Annotated in this window: 12 protein-coding genes; 10 read left to right on the top strand and 2 right to left on the bottom strand. The window is 63.2% G+C overall.

All coding sequences use genetic code 11. The features are described 5' to 3' along the window. Positions 1-10: 10 nt before the first annotated feature. From IVB23_RS05865 to IVB23_RS05850, 4 genes are read left to right on the top strand one after another with little or no spacing between them, the layout of a single operon-like run. Positions 11-502, top strand: coding sequence for a (2Fe-2S)-binding protein (locus IVB23_RS05865; protein ID WP_197488783.1), 492 nt, complete (start codon positions 11-13; stop codon positions 500-502). Positions 503-504: 2 nt separating this feature from the next. Then, positions 505-2,892, top strand: coding sequence for a xanthine dehydrogenase family protein molybdopterin-binding subunit (locus IVB23_RS05860; RefSeq protein ID WP_061882166.1), 2,388 nt, complete (start codon positions 505-507; stop codon positions 2,890-2,892). 11 nt (positions 2,893-2,903) lie between these two features. Further along, entirely contained in the window at positions 2,904-3,701 is a 798-nt protein-coding gene (locus IVB23_RS05855; RefSeq protein WP_247802915.1) for a xanthine dehydrogenase family protein subunit M, read from the top strand. A gap of 16 nt (positions 3,702-3,717) precedes the next feature. Beyond that, positions 3,718-5,208, top strand: a complete 1,491-nt coding sequence (locus tag IVB23_RS05850; protein ID WP_247802914.1) for an amidase — start codon at positions 3,718-3,720, stop codon at positions 5,206-5,208. A 165-nt stretch (positions 5,209-5,373) separates the two neighbouring features. Here IVB23_RS05850 and IVB23_RS05845 read toward each other — a convergent pair whose 3' ends face one another. Together IVB23_RS05845 and IVB23_RS05840 are read right to left on the bottom strand one after the other, a co-directional pair. After that, on the bottom strand, positions 5,374-6,267 hold the full coding sequence (locus IVB23_RS05845; protein WP_247802913.1) for a LysR substrate-binding domain-containing protein: 894 nt from the start codon (positions 6,265-6,267) through the stop codon (positions 5,374-5,376). 136 nt (positions 6,268-6,403) lie between these two features. After that, the gene (locus IVB23_RS05840; protein ID WP_247802912.1) at positions 6,404-6,838 is read right to left on the bottom strand and encodes a MarR family transcriptional regulator; all 435 of its coding nucleotides are present in this window, start codon (positions 6,836-6,838) and stop codon (positions 6,404-6,406) included. A 246-nt stretch (positions 6,839-7,084) separates the two neighbouring features. Here IVB23_RS05840 and IVB23_RS05835 point away from each other — a divergent pair, with 246 nt between their 5' ends. From IVB23_RS05835 to IVB23_RS05810, 6 genes are all read left to right on the top strand, one after another. After that, positions 7,085-8,134 carry a substrate-binding domain-containing protein gene (locus IVB23_RS05835; protein ID WP_247802911.1) on the top strand — a complete coding sequence of 350 codons (1,050 nt, stop codon included), beginning with the start codon at positions 7,085-7,087 and terminating at the stop codon, positions 8,132-8,134. A 67-nt stretch (positions 8,135-8,201) separates the two neighbouring features. After that, a complete protein-coding gene (locus IVB23_RS05830) occupies positions 8,202-9,440 on the top strand; it encodes an ABC transporter substrate-binding protein (protein ID WP_197965549.1) in 1,239 nt (412 codons plus the stop codon). A 62-nt stretch (positions 9,441-9,502) separates the two neighbouring features. Next, entirely contained in the window at positions 9,503-10,369 is an 867-nt protein-coding gene (locus IVB23_RS05825) for a branched-chain amino acid ABC transporter permease (RefSeq protein ID WP_247802910.1), read from the top strand. Next, on the top strand, positions 10,369-11,433 hold the full coding sequence (locus tag IVB23_RS05820; protein ID WP_247802909.1) for a branched-chain amino acid ABC transporter permease: 1,065 nt from the start codon (positions 10,369-10,371) through the stop codon (positions 11,431-11,433). Before IVB23_RS05825 ends, IVB23_RS05820 begins: the two co-directional genes overlap by 1 nt. Positions 11,434-11,435: 2 nt before the next feature. Beyond that, positions 11,436-12,164, top strand: coding sequence for an ATP-binding cassette domain-containing protein (locus tag IVB23_RS05815; RefSeq protein ID WP_061882174.1), 729 nt, complete (start codon positions 11,436-11,438; stop codon positions 12,162-12,164). Then, positions 12,161-12,862 carry an ATP-binding cassette domain-containing protein gene (locus tag IVB23_RS05810; RefSeq protein ID WP_247802908.1) on the top strand — a complete coding sequence of 234 codons (702 nt, stop codon included), beginning with the start codon at positions 12,161-12,163 and terminating at the stop codon, positions 12,860-12,862. Before IVB23_RS05815 ends, IVB23_RS05810 begins: the two co-directional genes overlap by 4 nt. Positions 12,863-12,865 lie beyond the last annotated feature (3 nt).

The raw sequence follows: 12,865 nt of genomic DNA, 5'->3' as shown, positions 1-12,865 counted from the left end.
GCACAGGAGCATGACCGTGCAGATATCCTTTACACTCAACGGCCGCCCCACCACCGTGGATGTCGAACCGGCGACCCTCGTCGCCGAGCTGCTGCGCGAGCAGCTCAACCTGACCGGCACCCATATCGGCTGTGACACCAGCCAATGTGGCGCCTGCGTGGTGCATCTCGACGGCCTGCCGGTGAAGAGCTGCACGCTGCTGGCGCCCGCGCTCGATGGCGCGACGCTGCTGACCATCGAAGGCCTGCAAGGCGCGCCGGGCTCGAACCTGATGCATCCGATGCAGGAGGCGTTTCGCGAGCATCACGGCCTGCAATGCGGCTTCTGTACGCCGGGCATGCTGATGACGGCGGTAGCGCTGGCTGCCGAGAAGCCCGATTTGACCGAGGCCGACGTCCGTCACGGCCTCGAAGGCAACATCTGCCGCTGCACCGGCTATCAGAACATCGTGGTTTCCGTGATGGCCGGCGCCGCCGCCATGAACGCCGCCAAGGGAGAGTGACCATGGGCAATGTGATCGGCATTGGCGCCGCGCCGAAGCGGAAAGAGGACCAGCGCTTTCTCACTGGCCGCGGCAATTACGTCTCCGACATCAAGCGCCCCGGCATGGCCGCAGGCGTGTTCGTGCGCTCGCCGCACGGGCATGCGGTGCTGCGTGGCATCGACAAGAGCGCGGCGCTGGCTGCGCCCGGGGTCATCGCCGTGCTGACCGGCGAGGACGTCAAGGCCGATGGGCTCGGCTCGTTGCCCTGCGGTTGGGGCATCTCGGATGCCAAGGGCGTTCCGATGAAGGAGCCGCCGTTCCCGATGCTGGCGCAGGGCAAGGTGCGCTTCGTCGGCGACATGGTGGCCTTCGTCGTCGCCGAGACGCCGGAGCAAGCGAATGTCGGGGCCGAGCTGTTGAAGATCGACTACGAGGTGTTGCCCTCAGTGGTCGGCCTGCTGGAAGCTGTCAGGCCGAATGCGCCGCAGCTTTTCGACGATGTTCCGAACAACATCTGTTGCGACTGGGAGCTCGGCGACAAGGCCGCGGTCGAGACCGCGTTCAGGAAGGCTGCGCATGTTGCCAAGCTCAGCCTGGTCAATAACCGCCTGATCGGCAACCCCATGGAACCGCGCGCGGCGATCGCCGAATACGAGCCGGGCACCGATCGCTTCACGCTGTGGACCACGAGCCAGTTCCCGCACGTCGTGCGCTTCCTGATGGGCGCCTTGGTGCTGAACATCCCGCAGCACAAGCTGCGGGTGGTGGCGCCCGATGTCGGCGGCGGGTTCGGTGTCAAGCAGTTCCACTACGGCGAGGAGGCCGTGATCACCTGGGCTGCGAAGCGCGTCAGGCGGCCGGTGAAATGGGTGGCGAGCCGCTCGGAGGGCTATGTTTCCGACCGTCACGGCCGCGACCATGTCACGGAGGCCGAGCTCGCGCTCGACGAGACCGGAAAATTCCTCGCATTCCGCGTCAACACGCTTGCCAATATGGGCGGCTATCTCTCGACCTTCGGGCCCAACATCCCGACCAATCTCTATGGGCCGCTTCTTGGCGGCGTCTACACCACGCCCGCGATCTACTGCAACGTGAAGGTGGTCTTCACCAACACGGTCCCTGTGGACGCCTATCGCGGCGCGGGACGGCCAGAGGCGACGTTCGTGCTGGAACGCATCGTCGATGTCGCAGCCAGCGAGATGGGGATCGACCGTGTCGAGATCCGCCGCCGCAACATGATCCCGAAGGAGGCCTATCCCTACCAGACGCCGGTATTGGTGCAGTACGATTCCGGCGATCCCATGGGCTGCCTCGACGGCGCGCTGGTTGCCGCCGACGTCAAGAATTTCGGCATCCGCAAGGCGGCTTCGGCCAGCAAGGGCAAGTTCCGCGGACTCGGTTACTCGACTTATGTCGAGGCCTGCGGCCTTGCGCCGTCGCGCTTCGCAGGGAGGCTCGGCGCGCGCGGCGGCCTCTACGAGAGCGCCACGGTGCGCGTGCATCCGACCGGCCAGGTCACGGTCATGATCGGCACCCACAATCACGGCCAGGGGCACGAGACGACCTTCGCGCAGATCGTCTCGGAGAAGCTCGGCGTCGCCTTCGAGAATGTCGACATCGTGTTCGGCGACACCGATCGGGTGCAGTTCGGCATGGGCACCTATGGCTCGCGCTCCCTCGTGGTCGGCGGCGCCGCGTTGTCGAAGGCGACCGACAAGGTGATCGCCAAGGGCAAGAAGATCGCGTCCCATCTGCTCGAGGCGGCCGAGGTCGATATCCAGTTCGAGGCAGGAAAGTTCTCGGTGGCGGGCACGGACCGCAGCAAGACCTTCGAGGAGATCGCCGGCGCGGCCTATGTGCCGCACAATTATCCGCTGGAAGTGCTGGAGCCGGGGCTGGAGGAGCAGGCCTACTACGATCCCGTCAACTTCACCTATCCCGGCGGCTGCCACATCGCCGAGGTCGAGGTCGATCCGGAGACGGGGACGGTGACGCTGGTCAACTATACCGCGGTGGACGACGTCGGCACGGTGATCAATCCGATGATCGTCGAGGGGCAGTTGCACGGCGGCATCGTGCAGGGCGTCGGCCAGGCGCTGTTCGAGAACGCCGTCTATGACGAAGGATCAGGGCAATTGCTGTCAGGCTCGCTGATGGACTACTGCATGCCGCGCGCCGATCATCTGCCGATGATGAAGGTGGAGACCCATTCCACCCTGTGCACGCATACGCCGATGGGCGTGAAGGGTTGCGGTGAGGTCGGCACCATCGGATCGCCGGCGGCGGTCATCAACGCGGTCGTCGACGCGCTCTCGCATCTCGGCGTCACCCATGTCGACATGCCGGCCACGCCGAACCGGATCTGGCGCCTATTGCAGAACGCGTCGCTGCCGGTCGCCGCGGAATAGGGAGGACAACAATGAAGCCGTTTGCCTATCACCAGCCTGACCAGATTCCCGATGCGGCCAAGCTTCTGACCTCGATCGAGGACAGCAAACTCGTTGCCGGCGGCATGACGCTGATTCCGACGCTGAAGCAGCGGCTGGCCAATCCGCCTGCGCTGGTCGATCTGTCGAAGCTCGGGTCGCTGAAGGGCATCACCGATGGCGGCGCGACGATCACGATTGGCGCAATGACTCCGCATGCGGTGGTCGCCGCCTCCAAGCTGGTCCAGACGAAAATCCCGGGGCTCGCCGCGCTGGCCTCGATGATAGGCGATCCCGCGGTGCGCAGCCGCGGCACCATCGGCGGCTCGGTCGCCAACAACGATCCCGCGGCTGACTATCCCGCCGGCGTGCTCGGACTCGGCGCCACCATCATCACCAGCGCGCGCGAGATCGCGGCCGACAAGTTCTTCCTCGGCCTCTTCGAAACCGCGCTCGGGCCCGGCGAGATCATCACGGCGATCCGTTTTCCGATGCCGTTGAAGGCCGGCTACACCAAGTTCAAGGCGCCGGCCTCCCGCTATGCGCTGGTCGGCGTGTTCGTCGCCAAATTCGCCGAAGGTGTCCGCGTCGCCGTGACCGGCGCCGGTCCAGGCGTTTTTCGCGTGCCGCCGATGGAGGCCGCGCTGTCGTCCAATTTCGATCCCTCGGCCATCGCGGCGATCAAGATCGATACGGACGGTCTGACCTCCGACATTCATGCCGAAGCCGATTACCGGGCGCATCTCGTCACGGTCATGGCCAAGCGCGCCGTCGACGCGGCGCTCAGCTAATTCTTTGGGATTGATGATGACTGATGGTTCCGGCCGAACGGCCTTCCCGCCGGCGCCGACTGGCCTTGGTGCGCTCTCTGTTGCCGAGATCGTGGCCGGCTACCGGCGCAAGGCGTTCACCCCGCGCGATGTGGTCGACGACACCATTGCTGCGCTTCAGGCGACGAACGAGGCCTGCAATGCGGTGGTGACGCCGATGTACGAGCAGGCGAGGGCCGAGGCCGACCGGCTCACCAGGGAGATGAGTGCGGGCGAGGCCAAGGGGCCACTTGCCGGCGTGCCAGTTACGATCAAGGATCTCGTCTTCGTCGCGGACGTGCCGGCCTATGCCGGCTCGCCGATGAACAAGGCGTTCGTGCCCAACGTCGATGCCGCCGTGGTCTCGGCGCTGAAGGCGTCCGGCGCGATCATCACCTGCAAGACCACCACCTGCGAGTCCGGCTACAAATTGACGGCCGACAGCCCGGTCACCGGCACGACGCGGAATCCCTGGAATCCCGGCCGCACCAGCGGCGGGTCGAGCGGCGGCGCAGCAGCCGGTGTTGCCGCCGGCTGCGGGCCGATCGCGATCGGCACCGATGGCGTCGGCTCGATCCGCGTGCCGTCGTCCTTCTGTGGCGTGTTCGGACTGAAGCCAACCTTCGGCCTGGTGCCGCGCTCGCCGGGCTTCTCGCCGCCGTCCTGGGCTTCGCTCGCCCATACCGGGCCGATCACGCGCACCGTCGCGGATGCCGCGCTCACCTTGGAGATCATCGCTGCTTACGATCTGCGCGACCCCGCGAGCCTGCCGGTGTCGCCACGCCGCTTCGACACCAACGCGGCGCCGTTGAACGGCATTCGCATCGGCGCCAGCGCCGATCTCGGCTACGCCGCTGTCAGCCCCGATGTGCGGGCCGCGTTCAGCAAAGCGCTGGCCGTTCTCGACGGCTGCGGCGCGCAGATCACCCTGGACGGCCCTGGCCTCGATCCCGGCATTTTGGAGCACACGCTGAAGCCGATCGCCTTCACCGAGCAGGCGGCGGCGGTGGCGACCAGGACCGCTGCCGATCTCGCAAGCTCGGAGGCTGACTATCGTGATGTCGTCACGGCCGGCCGGCGTTTCAGCGGCACGGACTACATCGAGGCCGGCTACCGCCGAGGCCAGGCACGCAATGCGTTCGTAAAGCTGTTCGAGCGTGTCGATGCGCTGGTGACGCCGACGGTCGCGGTGACCGCGTTCGAGGCCGGGCGGATCGGTGTCGATACGATCGACGGCCGCGAGGTCGACCCGCATCTCGGCTGGTCGCCCTTCACCTGGCCGATCAACCTTGCCGGCCTGCCGGCGGCGACGCTGCCCTGCGGTTTCGACCGCGACGGCCTGCCGGTCGGTCTCCAGATCGTCGCGCCCTGGCTCGACGAACCCACGATCTTCCGCATCGCGGCCACCTTCGAGCAGGCGCAACCCTGGGCCAAGTTCTGGCCGCCGCTGGTTTTACGTGAATCGGACCGAGCACGTACCAAGGCGTGACGGGCGATGGTGGGATCCTGCTGCTGTTTTGCCCGACATGTCAAACCACGCTGCCGCCAGGGCATGTCCGCGTAAGTCCTTGATCCGACTAGCTCCGTCTACTGTGCATGGGGTTGTTTTCCCACTTTTTGTGGGAGAGCGCGGGACGGGCGCAATCTTGTCGTCTCAGGACAGCTCGATCCCCCTGCCGCTGAGCTCTTCGTCCAGGCGCAGATAGTGCGCGAGGTAGTCGTGCAGGGCGGTTGCTGCTTTCGAGGTCGCGCCGCTCGACTTGTAGAGCAGCAGTTCGATCTTCGGCAGCGGTGGAAGGCCTTCGTTCGGCCCGATCTCGCGCATCGCCGGCACCAGCGCGCTGCGCCCGAGCACGGTAACCGCCATGCCTGCGAAGGCCGCGGCCTGAAGGCCGCCGACGCTTTCGCTGACACAGGCGATGCGCCAGCGCAGGTTTGCGCGTTCCAGCGTATCGATGGCGTAGTCGCGATAGATGTTGCCCGGCGGCAATAGCGCGAGCGGGATCGGACGTTCCTGATGCGCGGCGGATTGTTCGCCGGTCATCCAAACCAGTTGCTCTCGGCGAACCACCTGGCCGCCGGTGAAATCGTTCATGCGGGTGACGAGCGCGATGTCGACATCGCCGCGCTTGACGAGGCCGACCAGCGGCGTCGAAAGCGCGCAGTTGAGCTCCACCTGCACGCGCGGAAAGGATTTCCGGAACACGCTGAGGATCTGCGGCAGCATGAACGCGGCGTAGAGATCGGGCGTGCCGAGCACGACCTGGCCCTCGATCTCCTGTGACGCCAGCTGCGAAATCAGCTCGTCATGCAACCTCAGGATGGATTTGGCGTAGGTGAGGACGGTGGTGCCGTCGTCGGTCAGCGTCAACCTGCGGCCGCCATGCTCGAACAGCTGCTTGCCGGTCAGCTCCTCCAGCCGCTGCAATTGGAGGGTGATCGCAGGCTGGGTGCGGCCAAGCCGTCGCGCGGTCTCGGTGATGCTGCCGGTTTCGACCACCGAGATCAGCGACCGGAGCATGCGGATGTCGAGACTGATGAGATTCATGCGGCGTCCATGTCGCCCAGAATTTATGCAAGTTCCGTGCTACCTCTCGCGAGCTCGTCGATGACTGTCTTGTCGGAGTGCGCCGGCGTACTAAGTAGCCCGCGGGCGAAGGCCATCAATCGTGGATCAGTGATTCTTATCCGCGAACCGGGTATGAATGCGCGGAGGCACGGTCGCTAAGCAACTCCGAGAGCAGGCCCGTCAGGACTGTGGCATCTGATGCGCCCAGCCTGTTCAAAAGGTTCTGTTGAATGGATTTGATGATTGGGCCGATGTCCTTGAATTGCTCCGCCCCTCGCTGCGAGAGGAAAATCAGGACCCTGCGCCGGTCATGTGGATCGGGAGCGCGATAGACCTGCGCCGACTCGACCATTCTGTCGATGATCTTTGTGAGCGTTGGACCGTCGACCAAGAGGCGGGTTGCCAGATCGCCCATCGGCAGCCCGTTTCCTTCGGTCAGCGCCTCGAGCACGCGGTACTGGTGAAGGGATAGGCTTCGTGGCTTGAGCTTCGCTTCCAGCATCTGCTCAAGCCGGCGATTCACACCTCGGATGAGTTCGGGGAGGTCCACGTTGCACCCTTAGCGAATTATTTGATATTTCAATATTTGCATTGGAACGTAATGAGGAGCAAGCGAAAAGCAGGTTTGCGCGCGACTGCCTAGGGAAGGGGCGAATGCATCGGCTGGCGCCGTGAAAAAGGGCATGTTCCCTTCAGGATCGAGTGTTCTCGTCGTCAAACGGGCCGTAGCGGCACAGGATTGCCGTTGGCACGATTCGTGAGTGTTCTGTGCACGGAAAGTGCGGAGACACCATCGTTGCGTAGCGTCCGGATATGTCTGCTCATCCCGCAGAGCGGCGCTGCGGGGCTTTGGGCCCCGTCAGCCGAGGCGTGCGGACGCTTGGCCGTCGACGAGATTAACGCCATGTCCGGTGTCCTGCGCTGTCCCGTCGAATTGCACGTCGTGAACGCCGGAGAAACCGGCTCGAGTGCGGGATGGGCCGCGCGCGATGCAATTGACATCGATCGTGTCGACGGCATCGTCGGAATGTTGCCGAGCTTCGCGCGCGATTTCGTGGCGCGCGCGGCCCGTGGTCGCGTTCCGTTTATATATACGCCGCAGTTCGAAGGCCGCTCATCGACGCTGGACGTCATGGCGACCGGTGAGACCGCAGAAGAGCTGCTTTCTCCCGCGATTCAATGGCTTTCGGAGACGAGGCGTGCGCGCCGATATTTTCTTTGCGGCAATGACTACGTATGGCCTCGCTCATCCCTTCAGATTGCGCGCAGATTGATTGCCCGCTTCGGCGGCACGGTGACGGGTGAATACTATCTGCCGGTCGGCCAGCACGACTTCGACGAGGTGCTGGACCGGATCAAGGCAACGCGCTCGGACGTCGTTCTTCCGTATTTCCTGGGCTCTGATTGCATCGCATTCAATCGCGCCTTCTGTGCGGCCGGGTTGAGTTCGCGCACGCTGCGGTTTTCCTCGGCGATCGACGAGACCGTGGCATACGGCCTCAACGCAGATGAAACCGAGAACCTCTACGCCGCTTCGAGTTACTACGGGTCGATCCGCTCACGTAACAATGGCGCGTTTCTGGAGCGTTATCATACGGCGTTCGGCGATAGTCCGCCTCCCGTGAATGCCTTTGGTGAGTCCTGCTACGAAGGCATTTACTCGCTCGCGTCCCTGATCGAGGAGGCCGCCAGTCTCGACGCGCGCAAGTTGACGCGCCTGTACGGAAGGACGTTCCAGCGACGCACGGCACGAGGCGACCTGGCGCAATCGGTGGTCGGCGGCCGCCATCCGATCTATCTGGCTCAGCTCGATGGGTACGATTTCTCCATCATCGCGCGGCGATAAAAGAGCTTGCCTTTTCAAATATTGTATTAATAATATTTTCCATCTCAAAGATTGATGGGGACAATTTATGACTTTCTCCCGCCGTCGCTTCCTGCAGCGCTCAGCAATTGCAACGACGACGTTGATTGCTGCACCTGCAGTCTTCCGCTCCGGCGCCTTTGGCGCCGAGAACCCGATCGTCGTCGGCAGCCTTCATGACCAGTCTGGTCCGATCGCAGCGTCCGGCACGCCCATGGTCTACGCGCTCCAGCTTGCCGTGGATGAGATCAATGCCGGCGGCGGATTGTTGGGGCGGCCGCTGAAGGTCATCCACTACGACACGCAGTCGAACATTCAGATGTACTCGCAATTCGCGCAGCAACTTGCGGTGAAAGACAAGGTGGATGTCGTTCATGGCGGCATCACTTCGGCCTCGCGCGAGGCGGTGCGTCCGACCTTCGATCGCTTCAAGGTGCTGTACTTCTACAACGTCCTCTACGAGGGAGGTGTCTGCGATCGTAACACCTTCTGCACCGGTACCACGCCCGCGCAGACCGTGGAAAAGCTGGTGCCGAGCGCGATGAAGAAGGCCGGCAAGAAGGCCTACATCATTGCCGCCGACTATAATTACGGTCAGATCACCGCGAAGTGGATGACGAAGTACGTCAAGGACAATGGCGGCGAGGTGCTGGCGACCGACTTCTTCCCGCTCGACGTCACCAATTTCGGTACGACGATCTCGAAGATTCAGGCGGCAAAGCCCGACCTCATCCTGTCGGCACTGGTCGGCGGCAATCATACGGCCTTCTACCGGCAATGGACCTCGGCCGGCATGAAGGGTAAGATTCCGATCGCGTCGACCACTTTCGGTCTCGTCAACGAGCCGACCACACTCGATGCGGCTGAAAGCGATTCCATTCTCGGCGCCTACGGCTATTTCGAGGAGCTTACCACTCCGGCCTCGAAGAGCTTCGTCGAGAAGATCAAGAAGGCCCATCCCGACTCACCCTATGTCAGCGAGCTGGCTGCCTGCACCTATGAGGGTGTCATGCTCTGGGCTGCCGGCGTGAAGAAGGCCGCCAGCATCGATCGCATGAAGGTGATTGCCGCGCTGGAGGACGGGATCGCTTTCGATGGCCCGAGCGGCAAGGTTGCGTTGGACAAGCCGACCCATCACACGACCCGCAATGCGTTTCTCGCGGAGGTGAAGGACCGCAAATGGTCGGTGCTGGAGAGTTACTCCGACGTCAAGCCGGCCGATACTGCCAGTGTCTGCGATCTCGTCAAGAATCCGAACGACACCAAGCAGTACATCATCAATCTTTGATGTTAGCCGGGCCTCGCCACCGGCGGGGCCCGTGACTTCGAGGGGACCGAAAGAATCCAAGAATGGCGATCTACCTCATCGTCGCGCTCGACGTCCTGAATGGGATATCGTCGCTGTTCCTGTTGTGCCTCGGACTGGCGATCATCTTCGGCATGATGAAGATCATCAATCTAGCCCATGGCGAGTTCATCATGCTCGGCGCGTATGCGACTGTCATATCGGCCAATGCAGGCGTGAATATCTGGATCGCGATGCTGGTCGTTGCTCCGCTCTTCGTCGGTCTCGTCGGTCTGGTCATCGAGCGGTGCCTTATTCGCTTTCTCTACGGTCGCCTCGTCGATTCGATGCTCGCGACCTGGGGGTTAAGCCTTCTCATCATCGGGATCGTCACTACGATCTACGGCAACACGCAGCAGGGCGTGCCGACCCCTCTCGGCGGCTTCTCCATCGGTTCGTATCAGTCGAGCTATTACACGCTGTTCCTGGCCGGAATGGCGGTGGTCATGATGGCCGTGGTCTACGTCGTGATGAGCTACACCCGCTTCGGCCTGATCGCCCGCGCAACGATGCAGAACCCGGCGATGGCGGCCACGCTGGGCGTCAATCCGGCGCGGGTCTACATGAGCACGTTCGCGGTCGGAGCGGCCATCACAGGTCTCGCCGGAGGCCTGCTGGCTCCGGTTTCGGGCATCACGCCCGGCATGGGCGGCGCCTACGTCGCCAAGGCCTTCATGACGGTCGTCGGGGGAGGCGCCGCCATTCTGTCGGGGACGATGTCGGCGGCGAGCCTGTTCGGTGCTGTCAATCAGGTCGGCGCCTTCTTCACCACGCCGGTCTATGGCGAGGTCCTGGTGTTCACGGCGGCGATCGTGCTGATCCGCCTGCTGCCGCAGGGAATTTCCGGCCGCTTCTTCAAGGGGAATCTGTAATGACCATCCGCTTTCGCCTTGTGGCCCAGGCGGTTGCCGTCCTCATCGCGATCATCGCGATCGTGCTGATCCCGAGCGTCATCGAGCTGTTCGCAATGATGCAGTTGACGTTGTTCGCGGCAATGGCGGTGCTGGCGCTCAGCCTCGCCTTCATCTGGGGCTTTGGCGGCATCCTGTCCTTCGGACAGACGGCTTTCTTCGGCCTCGGCGGCTATGCCTACGCGATATCAGCGATCAATTTTCAGGATTCCACGCCCTCGATCCTGCTCGCCATTATCATTCCCGCGTTGTTCGCCGCGATCCTCGGCTATTTCATCTTCTTCGGCCGTATCTCCGACGTCTATCTCGGTGTGATCACGCTCACCGTGACTCTGATCCTGTTCAACTGCGTCAACTCGACCTCGGGCGACGAGTACAGGATTGGCAAGGCATTGCTCGGCGGCTTCAATGGCATTCCGGCGGTGCCGACCTTCAACGTTCCATTCTATCCGGACCAAATCCTGTCGCCCGAACAATCCTGGTGGGTGACGGGTGGGACCTTGCTCGGGATATTCCTGCTGCTGCGGCTGCTGCTGTCCCTTCCGGCTGGACGTGTCATCGTGGCGGTGCGCGAGAACGAGGTACGTGCCTCGCTGCTCGGTTACGACCCGCGGAAAGTCAAGCTGCTCACTTTCGTTCTGAGCGGCGCGATTGCGGGCCTTGCCGGTGCGCTCTACGTGAACTGGGGCGCGTTCGTCGGGCCGACCATCTTCAGCCTCTCGTTGTCGGCGGAGATCATCATCTGGATCACGGTGGGCGGGTTGGGCACTTTGCTGGGTCCCATTGTTGGCTGCGTGCTCATCGAATACATCGTCGCCTATATCGGCTCGCAGCAGGCTCTGAACTCCAACCTCGTGCTGGGCGCCGTGCTTGTCGTCTTCGTGCTGCTGCTTCCGAAGGGACTCGTGCCGACGGCGCGCGACCTGCTGATGCGGCTCGTGCCCGCACCGAAACCGAAGGCGCAACTCGCAGACGAGCAGTTACCGCCGTCGGTGGCGGCGTCCCACATGGCCGGAGCCGAATGACCATGGCGGACCTCGTACCCCTCCTCAAGGCTGAGCACCTCACGATGCGTTTTGGCGGTGTCGTCGCCAATGACGACATCACCTTCACATTGGAAGAGATGGAGCTGCGCTGCCTGATCGGGCCCAATGGCGCGGGCAAGAGCACTTTCTTCAAGACGCTGACTGGACAGCTTGTGCCGACGTCGGGTGCGATTGCGTTTCGCGGTCAGCCGATCGCCGGCAAGCTGTCGCACGAGATCGCCCGCATGGGAATCGGCATCAAGACCCAGGTGCCGAACGTCTTCAACGGCCTCTCGGTGCGAGAGAACATCTGGCTCGCCGTTCGGCGGAAAGCGACGCCGCGCGCCCAGGGGCCCGCGGTCGATGCGGTATTGCAGATGATCCGGTTGACGGATCATGCCGATCGCATCGTGGCGACGCTGTCACACGGCCAACGACAATGGGTCGAAATCGGCATGGTGCTTGCGGCTGAGCCGGAATTGATCCTGCTCGATGAGCCGGCCGCCGGGATGACCGACGAGGAGACACTGCACACGGCCGCCATCATCCGCGAGATCAACCAGACCCGCGCCATCATCGTCGTCGAGCACGACATGGAGTTCATCAAGCAGATCGCAAAGAAGGTGACGGTCTTTCATCAGGGGCGCGTGTTGGTCGAAGACACCGTGGACAAGGTCTTGGCGGATCAGCGCGTGCGCGACGTCTATCTCGGCAAGAAGGTGGCGGCATGAGCGCGCTTCTCGAGGTCCGGGATCTACGATCGGGCTACGGCCGTATCCCAATCCTGTTTGGTCTCGACATGACGGTTCAGGATGGCGAGTATCTCGGTATTCTCGGCCACAACGGCATGGGCAAGACCACGACGCTGCGTGCGCTGATGGGGCATTTGCCAACGACGGGGGGCACCGTCACGTTCGCCGGCAAGCCGATCACCCATCTCAAGCCGCACGAGCGGTCGAGGCTTGGCATTGGGCTTGTGCCGCAAGGACGAGAGATATTTCCCGACCTGAGCGTCCTTGAGAACCTGCGAATGGGCCTGGCGGCGGCGCCGAAGGAGGATCGATCGGTCATCGACGCGGTGCTTCAGGACTTTCCGCGCCTGGTGCGACTGCTCGACCGACGCGGTGGGGCCCTGTCGGGCGGTGAACAGCAATTGCTGGCATTGGCGCGCTGTCTCTGCACGAAGCCCCGACTGATCCTCCTGGACGAGCCGACCGAGGGTATCCAGCCATCGATCATCGAAGAGATCGTCGAGACGCTGCTCGCACTGAAGAAGCAGTGGAACATGTCGCTGATCGTCGTCGAGCAGAACCTCGACTTCATCACCTCACTGTCGGACCGGATTCTCAATATCCAGAAGGGGCGCATCACCGGAGAGCTCGACCGCGAGAACCTTCTGGCTCGGGACGGCGCGATGCATCCAAACTAAGTT

The organism is Bradyrhizobium sp. 191 (assembly GCF_023100985.1).
Taxonomy (GTDB): Bacteria; Pseudomonadota; Alphaproteobacteria; order Rhizobiales; family Xanthobacteraceae; genus Bradyrhizobium; species Bradyrhizobium diversitatis.
The sequence above is the reverse complement of the archived record's forward strand: the minus strand, read 5'-3'. Positions and strand labels throughout refer to the sequence as shown.